At 53.5% G+C, this 25,593-nt stretch carries 28 protein-coding genes and 2 tRNA genes; 17 read left to right on the forward strand and 13 right to left on the reverse strand.

Features of this window, described 5'->3' with window-relative positions; translation table 11 throughout:
• Positions 1 to 74 precede the first annotated feature (74 nt).
• Positions 75 to 398: an ATP-dependent Clp protease adapter ClpS gene (clpS, locus tag KZZ10_RS01705; protein WP_259659754.1), complete on the reverse strand. Its 324-nt coding sequence runs from the start codon at positions 396 to 398 to the stop codon at positions 75 to 77.
• Between the two features lie 239 nt (positions 399 to 637).
• On the opposite strand from clpS, the gene KZZ10_RS01710 reads away from it, so the two are divergent.
• Together KZZ10_RS01710 and KZZ10_RS01715 are read left to right on the forward strand one after the other, a co-directional pair.
• Positions 638 to 868, forward strand: coding sequence for a cold-shock protein (locus KZZ10_RS01710; protein ID WP_259659755.1), 231 nt, complete (start codon positions 638 to 640; stop codon positions 866 to 868).
• A 35-nt stretch (positions 869 to 903) separates the two neighbouring features.
• Positions 904 to 1,380, forward strand: coding sequence for a DUF192 domain-containing protein (locus KZZ10_RS01715; RefSeq protein ID WP_259659756.1), 477 nt, complete (start codon positions 904 to 906; stop codon positions 1,378 to 1,380).
• 27 nt (positions 1,381 to 1,407) lie between these two features.
• Here the strand turns inward: KZZ10_RS01715 and pcaF are convergent, their stop codons facing one another.
• The 3 genes from pcaF to xseA form a co-directional block, all read right to left on the reverse strand.
• The gene (pcaF, locus tag KZZ10_RS01720) at positions 1,408 to 2,613 is read right to left on the reverse strand and encodes a 3-oxoadipyl-CoA thiolase (protein ID WP_259659757.1); all 1,206 of its coding nucleotides are present in this window, start codon (positions 2,611 to 2,613) and stop codon (positions 1,408 to 1,410) included.
• A gap of 102 nt (positions 2,614 to 2,715) precedes the next feature.
• Positions 2,716 to 3,294 carry a superoxide dismutase [Fe] gene (gene sodB, locus KZZ10_RS01725; protein WP_259659758.1) on the reverse strand — a complete coding sequence of 193 codons (579 nt, stop codon included), beginning with the start codon at positions 3,292 to 3,294 and terminating at the stop codon, positions 2,716 to 2,718.
• Positions 3,295 to 3,408: 114 nt separating this feature from the next.
• On the reverse strand, positions 3,409 to 4,770 hold the full coding sequence (gene xseA, locus KZZ10_RS01730) for an exodeoxyribonuclease VII large subunit (protein WP_259659759.1): 1,362 nt from the start codon (positions 4,768 to 4,770) through the stop codon (positions 3,409 to 3,411).
• Between the two features lie 268 nt (positions 4,771 to 5,038).
• Here xseA and KZZ10_RS01735 point away from each other — a divergent pair, with 268 nt between their 5' ends.
• The 10 genes from KZZ10_RS01735 to KZZ10_RS01780 all read left to right on the forward strand — a co-directional run bounded on the left by KZZ10_RS01735 (position 5,039) and on the right by KZZ10_RS01780 (position 12,734).
• A complete protein-coding gene (locus KZZ10_RS01735) occupies positions 5,039 to 5,632 on the forward strand; it encodes a MotA/TolQ/ExbB proton channel family protein (protein WP_259659760.1) in 594 nt (197 codons plus the stop codon).
• A gap of 12 nt (positions 5,633 to 5,644) precedes the next feature.
• Positions 5,645 to 6,049, forward strand: coding sequence for an ExbD/TolR family protein (locus KZZ10_RS01740; protein WP_259659761.1), 405 nt, complete (start codon positions 5,645 to 5,647; stop codon positions 6,047 to 6,049).
• Positions 6,046 to 7,110, forward strand: coding sequence for a tetraacyldisaccharide 4'-kinase (lpxK, locus tag KZZ10_RS01745; RefSeq protein WP_259659762.1), 1,065 nt, complete (start codon positions 6,046 to 6,048; stop codon positions 7,108 to 7,110). The genes KZZ10_RS01740 and lpxK overlap by 4 nt, the downstream gene beginning before the upstream one ends.
• Before the next feature lie 17 nt (positions 7,111 to 7,127).
• Positions 7,128 to 7,316: a Trm112 family protein gene (locus KZZ10_RS01750; RefSeq protein WP_259659763.1), complete on the forward strand. Its 189-nt coding sequence runs from the start codon at positions 7,128 to 7,130 to the stop codon at positions 7,314 to 7,316.
• 18 nt (positions 7,317 to 7,334) lie between these two features.
• A complete protein-coding gene (gene kdsB, locus KZZ10_RS01755; RefSeq protein ID WP_259659764.1) occupies positions 7,335 to 8,114 on the forward strand; it encodes a 3-deoxy-manno-octulosonate cytidylyltransferase in 780 nt (259 codons plus the stop codon).
• An 84-nt stretch (positions 8,115 to 8,198) separates the two neighbouring features.
• Positions 8,199 to 8,849, forward strand: a complete 651-nt coding sequence (gene adk / locus KZZ10_RS01760; protein WP_259659765.1) for an adenylate kinase — start codon at positions 8,199 to 8,201, stop codon at positions 8,847 to 8,849.
• Between the two features lie 41 nt (positions 8,850 to 8,890).
• Positions 8,891 to 9,649, forward strand: coding sequence for a 3-hydroxyacyl-CoA dehydrogenase (locus KZZ10_RS01765; protein ID WP_259659766.1), 759 nt, complete (start codon positions 8,891 to 8,893; stop codon positions 9,647 to 9,649).
• Positions 9,646 to 11,208, forward strand: coding sequence for a murein biosynthesis integral membrane protein MurJ (gene murJ, locus KZZ10_RS01770; protein ID WP_259659767.1), 1,563 nt, complete (start codon positions 9,646 to 9,648; stop codon positions 11,206 to 11,208). Before KZZ10_RS01765 ends, murJ begins: the two co-directional genes overlap by 4 nt.
• A 136-nt stretch (positions 11,209 to 11,344) precedes the next feature.
• Positions 11,345 to 11,608, forward strand: coding sequence for a 30S ribosomal protein S20 (rpsT, locus tag KZZ10_RS01775; RefSeq protein WP_259659768.1), 264 nt, complete (start codon positions 11,345 to 11,347; stop codon positions 11,606 to 11,608).
• Between the two features lie 172 nt (positions 11,609 to 11,780).
• Positions 11,781 to 12,734 (forward strand): 2-hydroxyacid dehydrogenase, encoded by a 954-nt coding sequence (locus tag KZZ10_RS01780; RefSeq protein ID WP_259659769.1) that lies wholly within the window; start codon positions 11,781 to 11,783, stop codon positions 12,732 to 12,734.
• Positions 12,735 to 12,757: 23 nt separating this feature from the next.
• On the opposite strand, the gene KZZ10_RS01785 is transcribed toward KZZ10_RS01780, so the two are convergent.
• The gene (locus KZZ10_RS01785; protein WP_259659770.1) at positions 12,758 to 13,072 is read right to left on the reverse strand and encodes a DUF3579 domain-containing protein; all 315 of its coding nucleotides are present in this window, start codon (positions 13,070 to 13,072) and stop codon (positions 12,758 to 12,760) included.
• A 137-nt stretch (positions 13,073 to 13,209) separates the two neighbouring features.
• Here KZZ10_RS01785 and KZZ10_RS01790 point away from each other — a divergent pair, with 137 nt between their 5' ends.
• The 3 genes from KZZ10_RS01790 to KZZ10_RS01800 all read left to right on the forward strand — a co-directional run bounded on the left by KZZ10_RS01790 (position 13,210) and on the right by KZZ10_RS01800 (position 16,687).
• Positions 13,210 to 14,388, forward strand: coding sequence for an aspartate aminotransferase family protein (locus KZZ10_RS01790; RefSeq protein WP_259659771.1), 1,179 nt, complete (start codon positions 13,210 to 13,212; stop codon positions 14,386 to 14,388).
• A gap of 79 nt (positions 14,389 to 14,467) precedes the next feature.
• Positions 14,468 to 15,406 carry an ornithine carbamoyltransferase gene (gene argF, locus KZZ10_RS01795; protein ID WP_259659772.1) on the forward strand — a complete coding sequence of 313 codons (939 nt, stop codon included), beginning with the start codon at positions 14,468 to 14,470 and terminating at the stop codon, positions 15,404 to 15,406.
• 60 nt (positions 15,407 to 15,466) lie between these two features.
• Complete coding sequence (locus tag KZZ10_RS01800; RefSeq protein WP_259659773.1) at positions 15,467 to 16,687, forward strand: argininosuccinate synthase; 1,221 nt, start codon at positions 15,467 to 15,469, stop codon at positions 16,685 to 16,687.
• Between the two features lie 23 nt (positions 16,688 to 16,710).
• On the opposite strand, the gene KZZ10_RS01805 is transcribed toward KZZ10_RS01800, so the two are convergent.
• The 7 genes from KZZ10_RS01805 to rnr form a co-directional block, all read right to left on the reverse strand.
• Complete coding sequence (locus tag KZZ10_RS01805) at positions 16,711 to 17,832, reverse strand: sensor histidine kinase (protein ID WP_259659774.1); 1,122 nt, start codon at positions 17,830 to 17,832, stop codon at positions 16,711 to 16,713.
• Entirely contained in the window at positions 17,833 to 18,510 is a 678-nt protein-coding gene (locus tag KZZ10_RS01810) for a response regulator transcription factor (RefSeq protein WP_259659775.1), read from the reverse strand.
• A gap of 78 nt (positions 18,511 to 18,588) precedes the next feature.
• Positions 18,589 to 18,664 (reverse strand) — tRNA-Val (locus KZZ10_RS01815).
• Between the two features lie 153 nt (positions 18,665 to 18,817).
• Positions 18,818 to 19,090 carry an HU family DNA-binding protein gene (locus KZZ10_RS01820; RefSeq protein ID WP_259659776.1) on the reverse strand — a complete coding sequence of 91 codons (273 nt, stop codon included), beginning with the start codon at positions 19,088 to 19,090 and terminating at the stop codon, positions 18,818 to 18,820.
• Between the two features lie 269 nt (positions 19,091 to 19,359).
• A complete protein-coding gene (locus tag KZZ10_RS01825; protein WP_259659777.1) occupies positions 19,360 to 20,610 on the reverse strand; it encodes a cystathionine gamma-synthase family protein in 1,251 nt (416 codons plus the stop codon).
• A 48-nt stretch (positions 20,611 to 20,658) separates the two neighbouring features.
• On the reverse strand, positions 20,659 to 21,396 hold the full coding sequence (gene rlmB / locus KZZ10_RS01830) for a 23S rRNA (guanosine(2251)-2'-O)-methyltransferase RlmB (protein WP_259659778.1): 738 nt from the start codon (positions 21,394 to 21,396) through the stop codon (positions 20,659 to 20,661).
• Positions 21,397 to 21,408: 12 nt separating this feature from the next.
• Positions 21,409 to 23,838, reverse strand: coding sequence for a ribonuclease R (gene rnr, locus KZZ10_RS01835; protein ID WP_259659829.1), 2,430 nt, complete (start codon positions 23,836 to 23,838; stop codon positions 21,409 to 21,411).
• Between the two features lie 105 nt (positions 23,839 to 23,943).
• Here rnr and KZZ10_RS01840 point away from each other — a divergent pair.
• Positions 23,944 to 24,028: transfer RNA gene (locus KZZ10_RS01840), tRNA-Leu, on the forward strand.
• 36 nt (positions 24,029 to 24,064) lie between these two features.
• On the opposite strand, the gene KZZ10_RS01845 is transcribed toward KZZ10_RS01840, so the two are convergent.
• A complete protein-coding gene (locus KZZ10_RS01845; RefSeq protein ID WP_259659779.1) occupies positions 24,065 to 24,535 on the reverse strand; it encodes a GNAT family N-acetyltransferase in 471 nt (156 codons plus the stop codon).
• 100 nt (positions 24,536 to 24,635) lie between these two features.
• Between KZZ10_RS01845 and KZZ10_RS01850 the strand changes: the two genes are divergently transcribed.
• A complete protein-coding gene (locus KZZ10_RS01850; protein WP_259659780.1) occupies positions 24,636 to 25,583 on the forward strand; it encodes an AEC family transporter in 948 nt (315 codons plus the stop codon).
• Positions 25,584 to 25,593 lie beyond the last annotated feature (10 nt).

Consider the following 25,593-nt stretch of genomic DNA (forward strand, 5'->3'; position numbering starts at 1 on the left):
CAGAAACGAATAATTGAACGGCACGTAAAAACCTTTTTTCTTACTGGGATTCACTTGATCAGAAAAGCGCATTTTTAGGAATCGCCAGCGGGCTCCATCACACACTGCAAGGGGTGCTGCCGGGCACGGGCAAACTGCGCGACTTGCGCAATACGACTAGCAGCAATATCGTGCGGGTAAACCCCACAAACACCCTTTCCTTCGTGGTGTACTTGCAACATGATGCGCATCGCCTCCTCTTGGCCCTTGCCAAAGAACTTTTGCAGGACCTGCACGACGAACTCCATTGGGGTGTAATCGTCATTGAGCAAAATCACTCGGTACATAGGAGGTGGGGCCGTTTTGGAGGCCTGCTTTTCCACCACGAGATCGGGAGGTAACGACGTGCGTGTAACCATGAGGGAGTAACAGTTCTAAAGAGAGAAAATTAGTTTTTTGTAACAAACTAGCCAGTAAATCTGCAAATCTAAGCTCACCCTAGGCAAACCGATACTTGACGAATTCACCAAACCTGCCCAATATCTCAACACACTCAAGAAATTTTGGGTGCCTGGATATCAATCGCTTGAGCTTACGGCATCATCATAAACTCGAGTGTGAGATTTGATTTGTACAAACTTAAGAAGAGGCAGTCGGCATGTCAGATTCGACGAGTAATGGCCCTAAGGTCACCGGAACAGTTAAGTGGTTTAACGACGCGAAAGGTTTCGGGTTCGTAACGCCAGACGATGGTGGTGAGGACTTGTTTGCTCACTTTTCGGCAATTCAGATGAATGGCTTCAAAACCCTGAAAGAAGGCCAAAAAGTTGCATTCGAAGTTACACAAGGCCCCAAAGGCAAACAAGCGACTAATATTACTGCCGCTTGAGAAACAGGGGGTGAATAACCCCTCGGATACTGTTGATGTGTAAATGGCTCTGCCTTTTCAGACAGCGCAGCCTTTGGGTTGCGCTGTTTTCGTTGCTTGTCGCACTCGCCACGATCGGCGCCCCTCCTTTGGCAAGCGCACAGACGGTTATACCGTTGCCGGTAAAACAGCTGAGTGCGGGAATGCATGTCATTCGCGCCGAGGTTGCATCCAACTACGAGACCCGCGCTAGGGGCTTGATGTACCGCAAAGAGCTCGCACCCAATGCAGGCATGCTCTTTGTATTCGTGGAGCCAGGCATTCAGTGCTTCTGGATGCGTAACACCCTGATTCCTCTTTCAATTGCCTTCATGAGCGATGATGGCACGATCACCAATATCGCCGACATGACTCCCATGACAGAAAACACACATTGCTCGAGCGTCCCTGTACGACTCGCGCTCGAGATGGAGCAAGGCTGGTTCACCAAGCGCGGGATCACCGCGGGCAAAAAAATAGGCGGATTGCAATAATCCGCCTACGTTCAGTAAAGGGCGCCTTTAAACGCGCTCAACAATCAGCGCAATACCCTGCCCCACACCAATGCACATCGTGCAAAGACCATAACGGCCTCCGGTCTGCTCCAGTTGATGCACCGCAGTCATCACTAACCGCGCACCACTGGCGCCAAGCGGATGTCCCAACGCAATCGCGCCGCCATTTGGATTAACGCGCGGATCGTTGTCAGCGATTCCAAGCAGGCGCAGCACAGCCAAACCTTGTGCAGCGAAGGCTTCGTTCAATTCGATGACATCCATCTGCGACATCTTCAGCCCAGTCATCGCAAGAACTTTCTCGGACGCAGGGGCGGGACCAATGCCCATGATGCGTGGTTCGACACCAGTCGTTGCCATCGCCACAACACGCGCGCGGGGCTTTAGCCCGTGTGCCTGTGCCGCTTTTTCGCTTGCGACCAGCATGGCAACCGCTCCATCATTTACACCTGAGGCGTTACCAGCCGTGACAGAACCGCCTTCCCGCACCACCCCCTTCAGCTTCGCGAGTGCCTCGATGCTGGTTTGACGCGGGTGTTCATCGCACGCGACCACAAGGGGATCGCCCTTCTTTTGTGCGATCGACACTTTCACAATCTCACTGTCAAAGAATCCTGACTTTTGGGCTGCTGCAGTTTTCTCTTGACTCGCCATTGCAAAGAGATCTTGGTCTTCACGTGAGACCTTAAATTGATCGGCCACATTCTCCGCAGTCTCTGGCATAGAATCTACGCCGTATTTAGCCTTCATCAGTTTGTTGACGAAGCGCCAACCGATCGTTGTGTCAAAAATCGAGGCACTGCGCGAGAAGGCTGAATCGGCTTTGCCCATGACAAAGGGCGCACGTGTCATGCTCTCTACGCCACCGGCTAACATCAAGGACGCATCTCCGGAACGAATGGCGCGTGCCGCTGTACCAACCGCATCCATGCCCGAACCGCAAAGCCGATTAATCGTGCCGCCGGGCACCACATCAGGTAAACCAGCCAACAGCGTGGCCATGCGCGCCACGTTACGGTTGTCCTCCCCTGCTTGGTTTGCACAACCCATCAAGGCATCATCGAGTTTGGTCCAGTCAACCTTCGGATTACGCGCAACCAACTCTCGGACGGCAATCGAGAGCAAATCATCAGGCCGAACTGACGCCAACCCGCCACCATATCGACCAAATGGCGTCCGGATTGCATCACAAATAAAAGCGTCGATTGCCATGACTTGTTCCCCTTTTTTTTAAGAATTCTCAATAAAGGAATGTTAGCGCATCACGCAAAAAAAATGCCGGCGCGAAGCCGGCATCTACGCTGCAGAGAATGCTTAACCGAAATTCTTAGCGGCGAACGACCAATTCGCAAGACTCCAGAAGCTCTCGAGATACTTTGGGCGTGCATTACGAAAATCGATGTAGTAGGCGTGCTCCCAAACATCACAGGTCAACAAAGGCACGTCAGCTGTCGTCAATGGCGTAGCGGCGTTACTGGTGTTCACGATGTCCACTGAGCCATCGGGCTTCTTAACCAACCATGTCCAACCAGAGCCAAAATTGCCTGCGGCCGACTTATTGAACGCTTCTTTAAAGGCAGCAACACTGCCCCATTTCGCTTTGATCGCATCAGCAAGCTTGCCTGTCGGCTCTCCGCCGGCATTCGGTGCCATGCTGTTCCAGTAGAACGTATGGTTCCAGACCTGCGCTGCGTTGTTAAACACGCCGCCTGTCGATTTTTTGACGATTTCCTCAAGTGAAGCCGACTCGAACTCTGTGCCGGGAATCAGGTTATTGAGGTTGGTGACATAAGTCTGATGATGTTTGCCATAGTGGAATTCGAGCGTTTCTTTCGAAATGATCGGTGCCAAGGCATCCATGGCATAGGGCAAAGCTGGAAGTGTGTGGGCCATTGCTGCAAATCCTCTTGAATGAAGGTAAAACAAACACGCTATGCCTATTGTATCGAACACCACCTGAAGCGGCACACATCCCTTAATACGCTAGGGGTTAAGCTTAGGACTCCCTTACGACGGTGTCTTTCGGATATGTTCGACTTGCACGGTTACACCCCCTTCCGAAAGGGTGACGTCTAGCTGATTGCCAACCGTTAGGCTGTTAGCTTGCCGAACAATACCGCCCTGGGCCGTGCGCACGATTGCGTAACCGCGTGCCAAGGTGTGCGAAGGGCTTAGTGCGCGCAATTGGGCTTGTACAGCCCCAAGCCTGGCTCCTTTGTCCATCCGCAAGCGTTGCTGCGCCGCAACAAGCCCGCGCGCAGCGCGCTCCAGCCGAGCCTGCCGCAATGTCAAATCTGGCAACTGCACCTGCAGACGATCTTGAACTCGACTAGCCAATGACTGTCTGCGCTGCGCCGACTGTTGCCAAGCTGTCTGTAAACGAAACTTTAGCCCGCTTAGTCTTTCGGACTGATGAACCAAACGCTCGCCGGGCGACACCACCGCAGCGCTGGCGCGGTCTAGCCTCTGCGCTAGCCGCTCAAGCTTACGTTGCATCTCTCGCTTGAGCTGCTCAGCGAAACCCTGCACCTCGGACAAGAGCTCAGCGCGCGTCATGCATACTAGCTCTGCCGCAGCCGTCGGGGTCGGCGCCCGCACATCCGCCACAAAATCTGCAATGGTGAAGTCCGTTTCGTGTCCGACCCCTGCAACAACGGGTAACAAGCTCGAGGCAATATCACGCGCTAGCCCCTCATCATTAAAGCTCCATAGATCCTCGATACTGCCGCCCCCGCGAACTAACAAAACAACATCGACTTCGCGACGCTCATTGGCTTGTGCGAGCGCTTGGCGCAATTGCAACGCGGCCTCGGCACCTTGCACAGCAGCCGGATAAATCACCACCGATAAGTGCGGCGCGCGGCGCGCCAAGGCCGTTAGCACATCACGTAACGCCGCCGCAGCCAAGGAAGTAACAATTCCGACTGACCGCGGGTAGAGAGGCAGACTGCGCTTTTGCCCAGGGTCAAACAAGCCCTCGGCTTCGAGCTTAGCTTTGAGCGCAACAAACGCCTCGAACAGCGAACCCAGACCTGCCCGACGCATCTGCTCAACCTGGATCTGATATTCACCGCGGGCCTCATAGAGCGTGACACGGCCCCGAATTTCGACCGAATCGCCTGACCTAGGCGAAAAACCCACCGCGGAGGCACGCCCCCTAAACATCACTGCACGGACAGAGGCAGCGTCGTCCTTAAGCGTGAAGTACCAATGCCCCGAAGCGGCAGGCGTAAAGTTGGAAATCTCGCCGCGCACCCAACTCACATCAAAGCTTTGCTCAAGCAAACGCGAAACAGCGCGATTTAACTCGCTAACTGACAAAATATCCCGCGTCTGGCTTGAGTTTTCGGTCAATAATTCTTTATTCATGAGGCTCTGCGAGGCATATATGTCCACAAACGCAATAAAATCCAATTAAGTCATTGTGACATAATAAAATCTAGCCACATGTACTAAACTCAATTACAATTTCTCTATAAGCATTTGAATTAATTGAGTTTATTAGTATTGCCCTCAAGATTGCTCATTTTTTGATCAACGAAGGGAAAGCCATTGTTTTCCGTAACTTCCAAAGATACGCACATAATTATCCACAACTTCTGTGGATAGATTTATCACCCCTGCCATGAGGTAAGTTTTGCATTCAATCGTTATCCAGGCTGGCTGGCCTATTTGGCTCTTAATTTTAGTGTCTATCGCAGGAATGGCGATTGTGATCGAGCGTTCGCTTAGCCTCCAAAGTCGCAGAATCGCACCGCCAGAGCTCACCACTCAAGTACTTCAAATGGTCCGTGCTCAGGCCGACAACCCAGAGGCGATCGAAAAACTTCGTAAATCCTCACCGCTGGGCCAGGTGCTTGCCGTCATACTCACCCATCGTGCTCTACCGCCTAACGAACTGCGCCTTGTGGTTGAAGATGCAGGACGAGATGTCGCGTTTCAGCTCGAGCGCTATCTCGCCGCCTTGGCGACGGTCGCAACCATTGCGCCTCTGATGGGTTTATTTGGGACGGTTGTAGGCATGATTGAAATTTTCGCCGCGTACCGTCCCGATGGTTCAGACCCTACGGAGCTCGCGCGAGGCATTTCGATTGCGCTTTACAACACCGGCTTCGGCATTCTGATCGCCATCCCTGCCGTGATTGCGCATAGGCACTTTAAAACGCGTGTCCAAGGGCTGTTGATACAGCTGGAGCAGGCCGCTCGCCAAGTGGCTGCAAACCTTCGCTAAGACTCAATAACCATGAACTTTCGTCATGCCAACCAGAGCGATGATGGTCCAGACATCAACCTGATTCCACTGATCGATGTGCTGTTGGTCATGCTGATTTTTTTGGCCGCCACCACTACATTTACTCGCCAACAAGCGATCAAAATCAACTTACCGCAAGCGAATGCTGAGGCAAGCGATGCCGCGCCCATCGAGCTTGCCATCTCCCAAGATGGACGCTTTGCAGTTGCTGGCAAACTCGTCGCAAGCAACGAACTCGTCCTCACACTTAAGGCCGCTGGACAGCGGACAGATCAGTCGGTCGTACTCATCCGCGCCGACAGCCTTGCCGCCCATCAATTCGTTGTATTCGCGATGCAGGCCGCGCGCGAAGCTGGGATAGGACGGGTGCACTTCGCGACCCAGGCGCGCGATTGAAAGCGCCCAGCCCCGGGCCTCGTCTAGTAGGCTGGTTACACCAACAATGGCAACATAAAGGTTTATGGGCCTGGCTAACTTCGCCATTCTCTTTGTTGGCCTTCATTGTGTTGTCGTTGCGTCGAGTACTGTTACGCTCGATCGCCGAGTGCACAACGAGGGCTCCCGTTCCTCTCATCGTCGTGGGCAACCTCTACATCGGGGGTACGGGCAAAACGCCGATCGTTATCGCGATTCTTGAAGAACTTCGCGCCAAAGGGTGGCGGCCAGGCGTAATTAGCCGAGGCTACGGGGTCAGAGCAGGCTCTGAGGCCCGAACGGGCTCCGGCGCCCTTGACCCTTCGCATTTTGGGGACGAACCCGCACTGATCGCACAAGAGTCTGGTGCACCAATCTCTGTACACCCGAATCGTCGCCTTGCTTGGCAAGCGTTAATGCAGGCTTATCCACAGACAGATGTGATTGTGTCTGATGACGGTCTACAACACGCCACCCTGATGCGTGACATCGAACTGCTCGTACAAGATGTGCGTGGGGTTGGCAATGGTTGGTTATTGCCTGCAGGGCCTCTACGCGACCCGCCCTCGCGTTTACGCACGGTCGATGCACTCATCACTCGGTTGACTGAAACCCAGATCGCCCCCCCCAGCTTGAACCTTGCGCCCAAGGAGCTCGTCGCCCGCATGCGCATATCGGGATTTCAACAAATGCAAAGCGGGCAGCGACTCGACCCCAGTCAGTTCTTACAGTTTTGTAAAAACAAGTCGCTGGCCGCTTTCGCTGGAATCGGAGCGCCAGAGCGTTTTTTTGCGGATCTGCGCGCGCTAGGCTTGCAGGTTCCACTAACCACAGCGCTTCCCGATCACTGCGCCTTCAACGCCAACACACTTGACGCGCCCGAGGCTGATCTCGTACTGATCACCTCCAAGGATGCCATCAAGTGCAACCTTTTACTAGACAGCAAAATCTGGGTCGCACAGACGCACAGTACATTTTCAGATCCAAGCTTCGCTGACTGGTTGCACGAGCGGCTGCGCCGAATACAGACAGCCTTACGCTGAGTGATTACAATACCGTTATGCAAACCCGTCTACTCGATCTCTTAGTCTGCCCCCTGTGCAAAGGGCGCCTCTATGCAAATTCCGATCATACAGAGCTAGTCTGCCGAGTCGATCGCCTTGCGTTCCCAGTGCGTGATGGCGTGCCAGTGATGTTAGAGGGCCAAGCACGCGTTCTTTCAGCACAAGAACCCGAATTTCCAGCCTAAACGAACGGGTCAATCTTCATGCACCCGTTTACGGTCCTCATTCCCGCCAGGCACGCCTCGACCAGACTTCCTGGAAAAATGCTGGCAGACGTTGGGGGCAAACCGATGGTCATTCGAGTTGCTGAACAAGCGTCTCAATCTCGCGCCTCGAATGTCGTTGTCGCCACGGATCATCCCGACATTGCAAACGCTTGTCTGACCTTTGGGGTGAAATGCCTCATGACGCTAGAGACTCACCCTTCCGGTACAGATCGCCTTGCAGAAGCGGCAAGGCTTCTCTCACTTGCCGATGATGCCATCGTTGTCAATGTGCAGGGCGATGAGCCACTCATTGACCCAGCCCTGATTAATCAAGTAGCCGACCTCCTTGCGAGCGACAGCGCAGCGGCCATCGCAACGTGCGCTGCACCCATCGTCGATGCAGAGTCCTTGTTTAATCCAAATATTGTTAAGGTAGTGTGCGACCGTCAGGGTCGCGCCCTGTATTTTTCCCGGGCTCCTATACCGTGGCATCGAGATGCGCTGGCAAAAGGTGAAAGGGTGTTGGCTCCAGGCCTTCCTGCCAGGCATCACATCGGGCTCTATGCCTTGCGCGTCAGTTTTCTGAAAGTATTTCCCACTCTGCCTCCCGGAACGCTTGAGCAAATCGAGTCCCTTGAGCAGTTACGCGCGATGGAGCACGGATATTCGATTGCGGTTTTACCGCTCAATAGCCACCCCGGCGCTGGCGTGGACACATCAGCGGATCTTGAGCGCGTCAGAGAAACCATCCTGCAGCGCACCAAGCCCTCAGGGTAAGCGCTTAGAGCCTCCCTCTGCACCCCCTGCTGCAATGCGGCATAATATCAACCGTCCTCTCTACTTAATGCTTCAGGAGTTCACATGCGTCTTATCCTGCTTGGACCCCCAGGCGCCGGCAAAGGTACGCAAGCGGCGTTCATTACTGAACACTTCGGTATTCCACAAATCTCGACGGGCGACATGTTGCGCGCAGCGGTTAAAGCTGGCACACCCTTAGGTGTGGCCGCAAAGAAAATTATGGATTCCGGCGGGCTTGTTTCCGATGACATCATCATTGGTTTGGTCAAGGACAGATTGCTTCAACCAGACTGCCAGTCCGGCTACCTGTTCGATGGCTTTCCGCGGACCATACCCCAAGCCGATGCACTAAAGCATGCCAACGTGGCGTTAGATTTTGTAGTCGAGATCGCAGTACCTGAAGAAGACATTATTGAACGCATGAGCGGAAGGCGCGTACACCCCGCAAGTGGGCGAAGCTACCACGTACGTTTCAATCCACCCAAAGTGGCAGAGCGAGATGATCTCACTGGCGATGCACTGGTTCAACGCGATGATGACAAAGAAGAAACCGTGCGCCATCGCCTGCAAGTCTACCGAGATCAAACACGTCCACTCGTCGACTACTACTCGGCGTGGGCCACTGCCGATAGCAAAGCACCACGCTACCGTAAAGTCGAGGGAGTCGGCTCCGTTGACGACATAAAAAACAAAGTTTTCAAAGCGCTTGCCTAGAGCGCGCATTAATCCCCTATTTCAAAGCACTCACAGAATCCATGGAAATCAAAGATAAAGTCTTCATCGTCACCGGTGGCGCATCAGGCCTAGGCGCTGGCACAGCCAAAATGCTGTCGCAACACGGCGCGCGAGTGCTGTTGGCCGATGTACAAGACGAGGCCGGCCAAGCCCTCGCCACGGAGCTAGGACAACGGTATATACACTGTGACGTCACGCAAGAAAAAGACGCCCAAGCCGCTGTCGCTACAGCTCTCGAGCTCGGCAAACTATTTGGACTCGTAAACTGCGCGGGTATTGCACCAGCAGCGAGAACAGTCGGAAAAAATGGCGCCCACCCGCTTGATATGTTTCAGAAAGTAATTAGTATCAACCTGATCGGCAGCTTCAACATGATTCGCGTAGCGAGCGAAGCAATGAGTAAAAACGACCCAGAATCAACCGGTGAACGTGGCGTGCTGATCAACACGGCCTCGGTCGCCGCTTATGACGGCCAAATTGGGCAAGCGGCTTACTCCGCTTCAAAAGCGGGCGTGGTCGGGATGACCCTGCCCATTGCGCGCGACTTAGCACCCTCGGGCATTCGGTGCTGCACGATTGCACCAGGTATTTTTGGTACGCCCATGATCTTCGGCATGCCACAGGCCGTCCAGGATTCATTGGCTGCCAGCATCCCCTTCCCCTCACGACTCGGGCGCCCCGATGACTACGCCAAGCTTGTCCACCAGATCGTGACCAACGAGATGCTTAACGGCGAAACGATTCGTCTCGATGGTGCGATCCGCCTCGCTCCGAAATGAACCTGCTGCGCGCTGCCGCGACCGTCAGCAGCTTTACGCTGCTTTCTCGGATCACCGGCTTGGCGCGCGACATCATCATTGCGCGCACCTTCGGCGCAGGTGCACTGACCGACGCGTTTTGGGTAGCGTTTCGTATTCCCAATTTGTTGCGACGCTTATTTGCTGAAGGTGCTTTTGCACAGGCCTTCGTACCAATCCTCGGGCAAGTGCGGACCGAACATTCTGAGCAACCGGAGGCCATTCAGGTTCTACTCGATCGAGTCGCAGTCACTTTATTCGTTGCCTTATTTGTCATCACGCTGATCGGCGTCATAGGCGCGCCCTGGGTTGTCATGGCCATGGCCAGTGGACTGACAAGCCCTGCACGGGCTGCCGAGTTCGATGCCGCAGTCTGGATGACGCGGTTAATGTTCCCCTACATCATCTGCATGTCGCTCGTGGCCTTCGCCTCGGGGGTACTCAATACTTGGCGTAAATTTGCCATCCCCGCCTTTACGCCCGTGCTTTTAAACCTCTCTGTGATCGGCAGTAGTTTTTTACTTGCGGGCCGTCTGGAACAACCCATCTACGCGCTTGCAATTGGCGTGATGGTCGGAGGCATTGCTCAGTTCACCATGCAATGGTGGGCCTTATCGCACATGAAGCTCAGACCACGCTTGCTCACTCCGATCGGTCCGGCGCTCAAAGACCCGACGGTTCGGCGAATCATGCGCCAGATGCTGCCCGCCACCCTTGGTGTATCGGTTGCACAGATTTCATTACTCATCAATACCAATATCGCGACCTGGCTGACACCCGGTAGCGTCACCTGGCTTTCCTTTGCGGACAGATTGATGGAGTTTCCCACAGCCTTGATTGGTGTGGCACTCGGAACCGTCTTATTGCCGAGCCTAAGCAAGGCCAATGCCGATCCGGACAAGACACAGTACAGTCAGCTTCTAGACTGGGGGCTACGCTTGGTTCTTGTACTAGGTTTGCCCGCAGCCCTATGCATGATACTGATGGCCGATGCGATGGTTGCTACCCTGTTCCACTATGGTGCTTTTACCGGGGCGGATGTGATGCAAACGCGTACCGCTGTCATGGCCTATTCGGCCGGACTCATTGGCCTGTTAGCGGTAAAGATTCTGGCTCCAGGCTTTTACGGAAAGCAAGACATCCGAACACCGGTCAAAATTGCGGTGGCGGTTTTATTGTGTACACAACTCTTTAACCTGGCATTGGTGCCTTGGCTAGCGCATGCTGGCTTGGCGCTCGCGATTGGCCTAGGCGCTTGCCTCAATGCCCTGGCGCTATATGTCGGGTTACGTCGCCAGGGCATCTACCAACCCGGCGCTGGATGGACCCTATTTATAGCTAAACAATGCTTTGCGCTTCTTTGTATGGCCGTGCCACTTTGGCTTGCCTCCCAACATATCGATTGGCTTGCACTTCAGGGCACTCCCTTTTTGCGAATTGCGTTGCTGGCGGCCGTATTAGGGGTGAGCGTGTTCGTCTATCTGCTTGGGCTCGCCCTCGTTGGCATACGGCCCCGCCACTTCCGTCGCGCCCCCCGTTGACTCCCCAATGTTTACATCGACTTATCTAGCAAACAAACCAAAAATTGATTTGGCATTTCATGCACTTAGTGCTAATATTATTGGCTTAGACTTTTCTACGCTGTTTTTCACCGTAACTTAATAAGACAGACAATTCATGGCAAATACCGCCCAAGCCCGCAAACGTGCACGCCAATCGGTCGTTCGCAACCAGCACAACTCGAGCCTGCGCTCCATGTTGCGTACCGCTATCAAGCGCGTTCGCACTGCGATCGAATCTGGCGACAAGGCTGCTGCCTCTGCCGTATTGCAAAAAGCAACTAGCGTGATCGATAGCGTGGCTGACAAGAACATCATCCACAAAAACAAAGCTGCTCGCCACAAGAGCCGTTTGTCCGCTGCGATTAAGTCGCTAGCCTAAGCTCGACAGGCCGCGCAACGCGTGGCAACATAGTTCTGTAGATCCCAAGCGCTTACGTACTTGGGGCATCTAAGCAGTCAAGCAGCCCTTCTGGGCTGTTTTGTTTTTTTGTCGCGACATAGCCTTGTTCATTGCCTAGTTATCTCAACTCGACTGGATGATTCGCCCCACCATGACCAAACCTCGTATTCTGCAAATTGGCTCCTATGCGGGGCATCCACCGGCCGATGCCGAAATCGCTAGCAAGTACGATGTACTGCAGTACTGGAAGGCCACAGATCCAGATGCATTTTTGCGCGAACATGCGCAAGACATCGAAGTCATCGCCACTTCTGCCAATCATGGTTGTCAAGCCAAAGTGATCGCTGCCCTGCCAAAGCTGCGCGCCATCTGTAGCTGGGGCGTGGGTTACGACACGATCGATATCGATGCGGCGCGTGCACGCAACATTTTAGTTAGCAACACACCAGATGTCCTGAACGATTGCGTCGCTGACTTAGCTTGGGGCTTACTCATTGCAGCCTGTCGCAACATCGCATGGGGCGATCGCTTTGTGCGCGCCAACAACTGGGAAAACAAAGCAGGAAGCCTCACGCTAGGTACACGCGTTAGCGGCAAAAAACTTGGCGTGGTCGGCCTGGGGCGCATCGGCGAAGCAATCGCGCGTCGTGGTCTCGGTTTTGATATGGAGGTCGCCTACCATAATCGCAACGCGCGCAAGGATGTGGATTACCGTTACATCGACTCGTTAGTCGAACTCGCGCGCTGGAGCGATTTTCTGGTGATTGCGACCGTAGGTGGACCAAGCACAAAAGGGTTAATCAATGAAGAGGTTCTTCGCGCTCTCGGCCCCAAAGGGATCGTGGTGAATATTGCCCGAGGCACCGTCATAGACGAAGCAGCAATGGTTCGACTCCTAGCCGAAGGCGCGCTCGGTGGCGCGGGTCTCGACGTCTTTGAAAAAGAACCAAAAGTTCCAGATCAACTCAAGACCATGAACAACGTCGTCCTCATGCCGCATGTTGCAAGCGCCACAAATGAAACCCGACGTGCGATGACAGACTGCATGCTCGACAACATTGAAGCGTTCTTAAAGAGTGGCAAGGTTCTGACCGAAATCGTCTGAATGCATGACGAGCGGCCTCCAACTTAATCGTGTCGATTCAGGGGGTCTTCGGTCAGATCGCGTTTAGTCTGAAGCTGGTTATCGTTTGCAAAGTCTTGTACAAATTTCCAGGCGAGCGGCTCAAGCGCTCGTAGCCGCTCATCAAAGACAACACAACGCATACCGTCCAATGTCGTCGGTACGGCATAAGGGGAATAGGAAAGATGTCCACCGAGGGTGGCTGGTGGTCGATACGGAGCAAGAACGCCAGCCAACCGTTCGGCCCAGTCACTGGGGCGAAAAGTATTGCCAGAGTTTGTGACGCCATAAATGACGAAGTAGCGGACTTCAGATGCCATGCCTAACCCGTAACGCCGAAATCAGGGCCCGCAAACTTCTGATTCACAAGCCTGAGTCTTAGATTGTATATGATTGATGTTTTACACCTTCCAAAGCAATCCTGTTTTGAAGGTATTTTCACTAAGGAGTCACGACAATGAGTTCAGCCATTTCGAATACGTACGGCCGTCTACCAGTCGCCTTTACACACGGTAAGGGTGTTTGGCTATGGGACACAAATGGCCGACGTTATCTAGATGCGATGGCTGGCATTGGCGTCTCTTGTTTAGGTCACGATCATCCAAAGCTCGTTGCAGCAATTAGCGAGCAGGCTGCGCGCGTCATTCACACGTCCAATTTGTATCAAATTCCGCAACAAGAAGCCTTAGCCAAGCGCATTAACGAAATCTCCAACATGACCGAGGTTCTGTTCGGTAATAGCGGTGCTGAGGCCAACGAAGCCGCTATCAAACTCGCGCGCTACTACGGCTACAAGAAAGGCAACGATCTACCAACCATTATCACCATGGAATCCTCGTGGCATGGTCGTACATTGGGCACCTTGGCGGCCACAGACAGCGAAAAAGCACGGACCGGTTTCGGTCCACTGCCCGAGGGCTTTGTAAAAGTTAAATACAACGATCTCGAGGCTGTACGCAACGCTGGCGATAAAGAGCCCCGGGTGGTTGCCGTGCTGCTTGAGGTTCTGCAAGGTGAAGGCGGCATCCGCCCATCTGACATTGCTTACATGAAAGGCTTGCGTAAGCTTTGCGATGAGCGCGGCTGGCTCATGATGATTGACGAAGTGCAGTCTGGCATTGGACGTACCGGCAAGTGGTTGGCGCATCAATGGGCTGACATCCTGCCCGATGTGGTCGTGCTTGCAAAAGGCTTGGGCGGTGGCGTGCCGATTGGCGCTATTGCGGCACGAGGACCTGCTGCTGGCGTACTTGGTCCTGGAAGCCACGGCACAACCTTTGGTGGAAGTCCCTTGGTCTGCGCAGCTGGGCTCGCCACACTTGGCGCACTCGAATCAGAAAAGCTGCTCGAGAACGCAGCCATTGTGGGTGCCCATCTGAAGGCAGGCCTAGAGAGCGCCCTAAAAGGCACCCCTGGCGTCCTGGAAGTGCGCGGGCAAGGCCTGATGCTAGGTGTAGAACTCGAGAAGCCCTGCGGCGTCTTAGTGGGTCGTGCGCTTGAGGCCGGTCTACTCATTAACGTCACACGCGACCGAGTGATTCGCATGCTTCCCCCATTGTTGATCAACAAAGCCGAGGCGGACGAAATCGTCAAGATCCTGGTCCCCCTCATTAAGGCGTTTAACGCCGAGCAGTAACCGTCAAGTCCGAGCTTGGCCGAGCTCAAACAGGGAGCGGCCAAGCCAGGTCACGACACACAAACCTATCGGGTGCTTTATGTCTAACGCCACTACAACTGGTCTTCTGCGGCATTTTCTGCAGTTCAGCGACTTTTCTCGGGATGAAATTTTGCACGTCTTCGAACGAGCAAAACTTATCAAAGACAAGTTCAAACGTTACGAGCCACACCGCCCCTTGCACGACCGAACCCTCGCAATGGTGTTCGAGAAAGCTAGCACGCGCACGCGCGTCTCCTTTGAGGCTGGGATGTATCAAATGGGTGGCTCTGTCATTCATCTGACCACGAGTGACTCACAACTTGGTCGTTCCGAACCCATCGAGGACACCGCGCGGGTTATTTCACGCATGGTTGATATCGTCATGATCCGCACCTTCGAGCAAACACGCATCGAGCGTTTTGCTCAGCATTCACGTGTTCCAGTCATCAATGGTCTGACTAATGAGTTTCACCCTTGCCAGATCTTGGCTGACATCTTTACCTTCATCGAAAATCGCGGCAGTATCGCGGGTAAAACGGTGGCCTGGGTAGGCGATGCGAACAATATGGCTTACACCTGGCTGCAGGCCGCCGAACGACTAGGCTTCACATTGCATGTCTCTGCGCCCGCAGGCTACCGTCTCGATCCCAACAGAATCGCCGGCACCTCTGCTCAGGCACTTAAAGAGTTCAGCGATCCGCTCGAAGCCTGCAAGGGTGCGCACCTCGTCACAACAGACGTTTGGACCAGCATGGGTTACGAGGCCGAGAACGAGCAACGACGTAAGGCGTTTGCTGATTGGTGCGTCGATCAAGAAATGATGGGGTCTGCGGCACCAGACGCCCTGTTTATGCACTGCCTGCCCGCACACCGCGGTGAAGAAGTCACTGCGGATGTCATCGATGGACCGCAAAGTGTCGTTTGGGACGAAGCAGAAAATCGCCTGCATGTCCAAAAGGCGCTGATGGAATTCTTACTCTTAGGTAAAACCAGCTAGCACCCGATTACCTCTACCAAACCGTTAAAATCAAATTACTTCACTTACGCAGAGCTTCTCATGAGCGACATTAAAAAAGTAGTGCTTGCCTACTCAGGCGGGCTGGACACCTCGGTTATTCTGAAGTGGCTACAAGACACCTATCAATGTGAGGTTGTCACCTTTACGGCCGATATCGGCCAGGGCGAAGAGCTTGAGCCAGCGCGCGCTAAAGCTATTAAGTTTGGTATTAAGCCCGAGCAGATTTTCATCGATGACCTGCGCGAGGAGTTCGTTCGCGACTTTGTGTTCCCGATGTTCCGCTGCAACACGGTATACGAAGGCGAGTATCTGCTGGGCACTTCCATTGCTCGCCCCTTGATCGCAAAGCGTCAAATTGAAATCGCGCGTCAAGTTGGAGCCGATGCCGTCTCGCACGGCGCAACAGGCAAGGGTAACGATCAGGTGCGCTTTGAACTCGGCTACTACGCGCTTGAGCCTGGCATTAAAGTCATTGCTCCTTGGCGCGAATGGGATCTCGTCTCCCGCGAGAAACTGCTGCAGTACGCGGAAGATGCGGGCATTGCGATCGACATGAAGCACAAGCAAGGTGGTGCCCCCTACTCCATGGATGCAAACCTACTGCACATCAGCTTTGAAGGACGCCACCTCGAAGATCCAAAAGCAGAAGCAGAAGAATCCATGTGGCGCTGGACAGTCTCTCCTGAGGCCGCTCCAGACAAAGCCGAGTACCTCGACCTTGAATTCGAACACGGGGATATTGTCGGCTTGAATGGGGTACGCCTCTCACCCGCTCAAGTTCTCACGAAATTGAACGAGCTCGGTGGCAAGCACGGGATTGGACGACTAGACCTCGTAGAAAACCGCTACGTCGGCATGAAGTCCCGCGGGTGTTATGAAACACCTGGTGGGACAATCATGCTCAAAGCACACCGAGCAATCGAGTCCATCACACTAGATCGGGAAGTCGCCCACCTCAAAGACGACCTCATGCCTCGTTACGCAACACTGATCTACAACGGCTACTGGTGGTCACCCGAACGCCGCGCCTTGCAAGCGCTGATCGATACCACCCAGCAAGACGTCAATGGCTGGGTGCGAGTCAAACTGTATAAAGGTAACGTCTATACCGTGTCACGTGATTCGAAAGACACCCTGTTTGATCAGACGATCGCTACATTTGACGATGACGGTGGTGCGTACAACCAAGCGGATGCGGCAGGCTTCATCAAGCTCAATGCCTTACGCATGCGTATTGAGGCACGCGCCGGCCGCAAGTAGTACCGTACGTCGACACGCCTGGATCAATGCAAAGATTGCAACCGATCCAGGCGTTTAAATAGCGTACCTTTGCGCGGCCCCGGAAACACGACAGTGATACGCACGCCAGCGAGTTGGGGGCTGCTGAGCAGGTTCCACCAAGCACCGTGAGCGCGCGCAATCTCGCCTACGATCGCCAACCCAAGCCCTGAGCCACCCTCTTGGGCCTCGGGGGAACGATAAAACGCTTCAAAGACGCGCTCCTGCTCCCCAGCCAAAATACCCGCGCCATTGTCCTCTACCGAGAATGTGGGCGGCGTGGACGTGACAATCAACTTGATCGAATCAGCACCTTTTGCGTAGCGCAACGCGTTATCGATTAGATTTGCCAACATCTCGGCCAAGAGAATCGGATCGCCTTCGACCCAGACCGGTTGCTCAGGTGCTTCCAGCTGAAGAGAAATTCCCGCCGCTTTTGTCGGCTCAAGCCAATCGGCACCAACGGTACGTATCCACTCACATAAATCAAGCATCACAAAATTATCTTGTGGCCTAACCTCGGGATCGACCCTCGCCAAGATAAGCAGTTGCTTACCCATGCGGATCATTCGATCAGTTACATTTTTTATTCGCTCTGCTCTCTGACGGATGTCATTGGGCAGAGGCTTGGCCAACATGAGTTCAGATTCGAGTTTTAAGCCGGCAAGAGGCGTTTTAAGTTGATGCGCTGCGTGACCAACAAAACGGCGCTGCGCAGCGAGGGTGTCGCTTATACGATCAAGCAACCCATTGGTATGTTGAACCAATACTTGCAACTCACGTGGCAAGCCTGGGACCTTCATGCTGCCGAAATCTTCTGGTGTTCTCGAGGCGATCTGCTCAGACAACTCACTAACCGACTGCATCCCGGCACGCACGCTGCGCAAGACAACCACCACCAGTGCAACAATTAAAGCAAGCTGCCCGAACAACATCAACCAAATGATGTCCCCGAGTTGCCATTCCTCGATATCAAGCTTGTGTGAAACAAACCAAGTCAGGGCAAGATTTAGGGAAATAAGTAGTAACAAAGGCGGCAACAATCTGACCAACAAATGCCGCGCCAAGCTATTCGGTGCACCAAACGGCATCCAACTCACCGCTGGCCTCGCCGCACGCTTGACCATTTACGAGGTGACCTCCTTGAGCTCGAGGGAGTAACCAAAGCCCCTAACAGTCTGTATCGCAACGCCCACACCCTCGAGACGTTTACGTAGCCTGTAGATATAAACCTCGACTGCATTCTCACTGAAATCCGCATCAATGACAGAAAGCTTTTGAACGATCTGCTGCTTCGTCACGATCTTCTCGGGACGCAATAAAAGCATCTCAAGAACGGAAAGTTCACGAACCGATAACGCTAAACGTTGCCCTGCCACACGCAGCTCACGATGCACACCATCAAACGTTAACGAGCCAAACTCGATTAAGGACTGCGCGTTACCGTTGTGACGCCGCGCCAAGGCCCGCACACGAGCCGCAAGCTCCGCTAACTCAAACGGTTTGGTGAGATAGTCGTCCGCGCCAGCGTCAAGGCCTGCGACGCGATCGGCTAAATCGTCTCGTGCAGTCAAAATCAACACAGGTACCGGGTTCCCATCGGCACGTAAGGTACGCAACACCTCAAGACCATCCACACCGGGAAGATTTAAATCAAGGACGATTAGGTCATATGCATAGTTTTTTAGCGCTGAGAGCGCGCGCTCTCCGTCCGCTAACCAGTCTGTAGCGTAATCATGGTCACTCAGGAATTCTTGCAAGGCTCGACCAAGCGTTGCGTCATCTTCGATCACAAGTACTTTCATGACGCAATTTTATACTTGCTTACCGAAAGCGGTAAGACAAACTATGCCGATGGATGGCGAGGGGGAGGAGAATAATACTGGTGGGTGCTACAGGGGTCGAACCTGTGACCTACGCCTTGTAAGGGCGCCGCTCTACCAACTGAGCTAAGCACCCTAAGAAGTTTTTACGAACCATCCCCTAAAACACGCAAAGGGACGATACATACAACGAAGGGCCACCGAAGCCAAAAAAAAACAATGCGGTTCGCATTATAGCGAACCGCACATTTTTAGCAAACTGAATCAGTCTAGCAAAAGCCAGTTTTGATTAGTTCAGTGCATCTTTCAACGCTTTGCCTGGACGGAACTTAGGCACTTTAGCTTTTTTGATTTTGATCGCTTCGCCAGTGCGTGGGTTGCGGCCTGTACGAGCAGCGCGCGACGACACGGCAAAGGTACCAAAACCGACCAACGTCACAGTGCCACCTTTTTTAAGGGTTGTCTTGACGGCTCCAATGATGGCGTCGAGCGAACGTGCCGCGGCAGCTTTAGAGATGTCAGCCTTGCTGGCGATGTGATCGATCAATTCGGTTTTGTTCATATTGGATTTACCTCAAATGGTTTAAAAGAAAGCAGAGTCTTGGTAGGACACATACTTTAAACATTTTGCATATCAAGTTAAAGCGACATTACTGCAATTACTTATGCATATCGTCATTAAGCCTCGACTCGATGCGGCTGTCAAGCGAAAACCATCGCAAAACCCGCAACTTACTTGGCTGTAAGTTTATAAAACTGCTCTAAAAGCTAATGGATTTCCCTGTAGCTTCAAAAAAAAAATTACGCTACAAGGCGACCCAGTAATTGTAATTACGCAGCCTTTGTTTGACATTGCTCAAACGCCTGCGCGAAGTCAGCGAGTAAATCCTCCTGCTCTTCGATCCCGATTGAAAGACGAATCAGCCCATCGGCGATGCCCATTTGCTTGCGCAGCGCGGGGCCCATTTCGTAGTAAATCGTCTGCGCTGCAGGCAGTGCCAATGTACGCGTATCACCGACATGCGTCGCGAGAATAACAATCTGTAAACGGTTCAAAAAGTCGAAACTATCGATTCCCTCGGCTAACTCGACGCCAAGTAAATTGCTGTACTTGCCACCAAATAACTTACGAGCACGCTCATGTTGCGGATGGCTCTCGAGTCCTGGGTACGACACCCGTGCAACACTTGGATGCGTGGAGAGAAACTTAGCCAAGGCCATTGCATTACTGCTGATCTTATCCAAACGTAAAGACAACGTCTCGGCGCCTACCGCAAGACGATGCGCCGCATCAGCCGAGAGCGTTGCTCCCATATCACGTAGGCCTTTTTTCTTGATCTGCGTGATCCCCCAACCCACGGAAGGTCCTTTTTTGTAGACGTCCAAAATATTTGGAAACTGCGTCCAATCGTATAGCCCAGTATCCGTCAACGACCCGCCCAAGGCATTCGCATGACCCCCAATATGTTTGGACAACGAGTTCATCACGAGAGACGCGCCAACCGTGCGGGGCTGGAACAGCCAGGGCGATGTCAACGTATTGTCGACCACGTACACAAGCTTGTGCTCTGCACACAAACGCCCTAACCCCTCGAGGTCAGCGACTTGTGTGCCTGGATTTGCAATTGTCTCGGTAAACACCATCCGAGTATTCGGTTTAATTGCGGCCGCGGCAGCCGATACATCCGTCGGATCGACGAGCGTGATCTCAATGCCAAGATGCTCTAGCGTTCCAAACAAACTATTTGTGTTTCCAAAAATAAACTGACTGGAAATCAAGTGATCACCTGCGCGCAGCAAGGTAGTAAACAACGCAGATAACGCACCCATTCCTGTTGAGAAGGTCAGACTGGTACCCCCGCCCTCCATTGCAGACACTTTCTTTTCTAAGGCATCGGTTGTGGGAGTTCCCTGGCGCGCATAGGTATAGCCCGCTTTGCCTTGAAAGACCGCAGCTAACTCGCGCGCGTCGGAATAGGCATACTGCGAGGACGTATGAATCGGCTTGTGGACCGCTCCATGCTCTACGGAGAGGTGGCGATCATTATGCAAAATTCGAGTAGTAAAACCGTGCTTAGCCATTAGCATCTACCTACAAAACTGTGTTGATTAGTGTGATCATAAAGCACTCTAGGCGCCTCGCTGACGTACCGTTTCGTACAGACACACGGCAGTCGCAACACTGACATTCAAACTCTCTACGCTACCAAGCATCGGGATGTGCACTAACTCGTCGCACGTGTCTCTAGTCAGGCGTCGCATGCCCTCACCCTCAGCCCCCATCACCCAGGCCATCGCGCGACATCCATCGGTCTGGTGAATGCCCTGCGGTGCTTGATCATCCGTACCAACTAGCCAGATGTCGCGATCCTTCAATTCTCGCATCGTCCTAGCCAGGTTCGTCACCATCACATAGGGCACAGACTCGGCTGCGCCGCAAGCCACCCTCTGCACGGTGGTGTTTAGCCCAACGGCGCGATCTCGCGGCGCCACGACGGCGTGAACCCCGGCGGCATCCGCCGTACGCAGGCAAGCACCTAAGTTATGGGGGTCTGTGACCCCATCTAGTACAAGCAAGAACGCGGATCCCTCTAGCCCATCCAAGACTTCATCGAGATCGTCTGCCAGCTTGCGCGCATCCGCAACGGCCACAACCCCCTGATGCCGAGAGCCTCCCGCTAATCCATCCAGACGGTCCGAACCCACTGGATGAACCGTGCGCCCCGCTTTGGTGACTTGCTCGATGAACGCCTGCATCCGCTTGTCACGGCGCTGTGATTCAACGTAGACCTCACGGATCGAATCCGGTGCTTGGCGCAAACGCGCAATGACGGCGTGAAAGCCGGCCAACATCTGAGTCGCTGCCATCGTAAATATTCCCTATCGTCCTTTCCGAACTGCTTTTTTAACGCCCGCGCCCTTTGTGGCGCGCTGAATCTTTTTTGAAGGTCGCGCAGATTCTGACTTGGCGGCCTTCTTGGCTTGCGCACGCCGAACCTTCGCTATTTGACCTTTTAGTTCAGGCGGCTTTGTCGATGCCGCCTTCTTGACTCGACGCATACCAGGATCTTCGACACGACTAGCCGCTTTACGTAAAGCGACAAAGCTCGTGCCCGCCACCAACCGAAACTCGATGCGACGCGCTTCAAGATCCACACGCGCGACCTGGACCTGCACAGAATCCGTCAGTCGATAACGAATGCCTGTGCGTTCACCGCGCAGTTCGTGCAAGGCTTCATTGAATTGAAAATACTCACTCCCGAGCTCCGATACGTGTACTAAGCCCTCTACGTGCAGCGTGTCTAAGGTCACAAAAATACCGAAGCTCGCAACGCCCGTGACTTTGCCGCTGAAAGTCTCACCCACACGTTCTTTCACGAACCAACATTTCAACCAGGCTTCGACATCCCGCGACGCTTCATCAGCGCGACGTTCCGTCGCTGACAAGAGCAGGCCCAGCCTCTCCCACAGATCGTGCTCATGCTCACGTTGAGTTGCGCCCGGTGCGGAAACCAACCCGTGCAAGACAGGCTGATAGCGTTCACCCTTAAGCAGCGCTTTGATGACGCGATGCGTCACCAAGTCAGGGTAGCGTCTAATCGGAGAAGTAAAGTGCGTGTATGCAGGATAAGACAAGCCAAAGTGCCCAGCATTATCCGGTCCATAAATCGCTTGTTGCATTGACCGCAGACACATCGTTTGAAGTAATTGATAGTCTGGTCGGGCTCGCGCACGCGCAAGCAATTCACCATAATCTTTCGCGGTAGGATCTGCACCGCCCCCCAGATGCAACCCTAAAGTGCGTAAAAATTCACGCAAAGATTGCAGCTTATCTGGCGTGGGCCCCTCGTGTACGCGGTATAGACCAATATGCTTGCTGCGGAACATAAAATCTGCAGCACAAGTATTGGCTGCGAGCATGCACTCCTCAATCAAACGATGTGCATCGTTACGTGTCACGCCCACGATCTTTTCGATGCGTCCCAGCTCGTTGCACATGATTTTTGTTTCGACAGTGTCAAAATCAATCGCACCGCGCTCCTTACGAGCCTGACCCAGTAACTGAAATACCTGGTACAAGTCTTGTATTTGAGGCAGGACGTGCGACAAAGCGCGCGCAGCCGGACCTTGCGGTTGCTGTAACGACTCCCAGACCTGGTTATAGGTTGTTCGCGCATGGGAGTGAATCACTGCGTTATAAAACTGATAGGCTGCGACGGTGCCGGCCTTGGCACCCGTCAGCGGAATAACCATGTCGCACACCAACACTAAACGATCTACCTGCGGATTGAGTGAGCACAAGCCATTCGAAAGCTTCTCGGGCAACATCGGAATAACGCGGCGCGGAAAATAGACACTCGTGCCGCGCTCTCGTGCCGCTTCATCCAAGGCATCTTCAGGTGTGACGTAGTGACTCACATCCGCAATAGCAACCAGCAAGCGCCAGGCCAGACGCTTGCGTCCTGTTCCTAGATCTACTTGCTCGCAATACACAGCATCATCAAAATCTCGCGCGTCCTCGCCGTCAATCGTGATAAACGCCACATCACGTAGATCGACGCGATCTTTTAAATCACTACGACGCACCGCCTCGGGAAGCTTATCGGTCTGCTTGAGGGCTGCATCCGAGAAATCAACCGGGACATCAAACTTACGCACAGCGATTTCGATCTCCATGCCGGGATCATCGATCTCGCCGAGAATTTCTGCTACGCGTCCCAAGGGCTGCGAATGGCGTGTAGGCTGCTCAACGATCTCAACAGAGACCACTTGCCCGTGTTGTGCTCCACCCGTATCGCCTGGTGGAATCAACACATCGTGCTTGATCCGCTGATCTTCAGGTACAACAATTGTCGCTCCACGCTCATTAAGAAAACGACCGACTAATTTATTCGTGCGCCGCTCAATCACTTCTACGATTGTTGCCTCAGGTTTTCCGCGATATTCACCCGAGGGCTTGACCAACACACGGTCACCGTGCAGCACCTTAAGCATTTCACGCGGCGACAAAAATAAATCCTGTCCACCACCATCACGAATCAAAAATCCAAAGCCATCGCGGTGTCCTTGAACACGACCCGCGACAAAATCAAGTTTGTTCGCAAGAAGCAACACACCCTTTCGGTTGGGAAGTAACTGCCCGTCGCGTTCCATGGCAGCGAGACGACGATCGAAACCCTTTAGCGTTTCGTCTGAAGACAGCTCGAGGCGTAAGGCAAGATCCTCGGGCGACAGCGGCACACCGGCCGAACGTAATGCCTCGAGAATTTGTTCACGGCTCGGTACAGCCGGGTCGTAATCTGGTGGCAATTCTGCAGGGACCGCAGCATTGCGGTTGTTCTTTGAATGAGGAGGTAGGCGATTTGCCAAAGCTTAGATCTCGCTTATAATGCGGTGCTTCTGGAGTACAGATAGGCCCAGGTGGCGGAATTGGTAGACGCGCACGGTTCAGGTCCGTGTGCCGCAAGGTGTGGAGGTTCGAGTCCTCTTCTGGGCACCATCGCAGTGTAAAGCATATTAGCTATCGCTTAAAGCTTCAAAGCGTTTTGCGCATCAGGATGTGAGCAATATTTGCATCCATATACTCCTCTCCTTCTTGTGTAAAGCCATATTTGGCGTAGAAGCCCTTGGCGTGCGTCTGGGCGGACAGCACAACCTGCAAAAAACCTTGGCTACGCGCTTGCTCAATGAGCTCCAACAAAATGGCAGCCCCCGCGCCCTTACCCCGGCTAGGCCGCAGCACGGCCATCCGACCAATATGACCATCAGGCAAAAGACGCCCAGTGCCGATGACGTCTCCTGTCGCATCAATTGCTAACGCGTGCAAACACTGTGCATCGGCAGCGTCTAGCTCCTCTTCGAGCGGGACCCGCTGTTCGTTGACGAACACTTCAAAGCGTATCGCACTCGCCTGTGAGCCAAACTGATCCCATGTACCCGTCTTAACTCGGAACAACTCGGTTCCAGCGCTCGCTGAGCGCTTTAAGCCGTCACCAGACATATTCATTGACTTGCCTTTCTGAGTAAAAGTCTAGATTTTGTAAATTATCCATGTAATTGCTGGCAAGTTACACTTAAAAGTTCACAGGCTTAAACAATTACGATTCATGTTTACTGCGGTTATTAATGCTGCCTTTCCAGTCTTTGCGCTGATCCTCACGGGGTGGCTCTGTACAAAAGCAGGCGTACTCGGAGTAAAGAGCCGAGAAGGACTCAATCGTTTTGTTATCTATCTTGCGCTACCGGCCCAGCTTTTTTCCACGATGTCGGCGACACCTCTTGGTGAGCTCGCAGAGCCCGGCTTTTTTGCAGCCTATGGGTTGGGTATTTTTGGAACGGCCGCGCTGTATGCGCTTATCGCGCGTAGCAAAGGGGAGTCGGGGTTAGACCACATCATTAATGGCATGAGCTCTGCCTACAGTAATGTGGGCTTCATGGGTATACCGCTTTGTTTGATGGTGTTTGGAAAAGGCGGCCTTGGACCTTCGATCATCACAACGCTTTTTACGGTTTCAGTGCTTTTTGCTGCCACGATCATGGTTGCAGATCTGCATAGGTTTTCGCACACATCCCCACTGACTGCGTTTAAAAATGTTGCACGCTCGATGCTACGCAATCCGTTGTTGCTTGCGCCTGCACTTGGTTTAGCTTGGTCTTACTTTCAATTAGAGATGCCGCTGGCAGTCGGGCGCTATATCGAGCTGGTGAGTGACGCTGCGACACCCTGCGCCTTGATCGCGATTGGCCTATTCCTCGCAGAGACCTCAGGCTGGGGCCGCAACCCCATCGTCATCCGTATTGCCGTGCTCAAACTCCTTGTGCAACCAGCCCTAACAGCTTTCTTGGTACTGTATGTATTTGAGATGCCTCGCCTCTGGCAACTAGTCGCGATCTTGGCCTCGGCACTTCCCGTGGGCACAGGCCCCTTTATGATGGCTCAGATCTACGATCGTGATGCTCAGGCAAGCGCACAAGCCATCCTCGTTTCAACCGTTCTTTCGGTTTTTACCATTTCTTTACTGATCGCTTGGATCAGCCAGCAACTCCCGACTTAAGATACCAATC

This window comes from Zwartia hollandica, from assembly GCF_019923725.1.
In the GTDB taxonomy this organism is placed as follows: domain Bacteria; phylum Pseudomonadota; class Gammaproteobacteria; order Burkholderiales; family Burkholderiaceae_B; genus Zwartia; species Zwartia hollandica.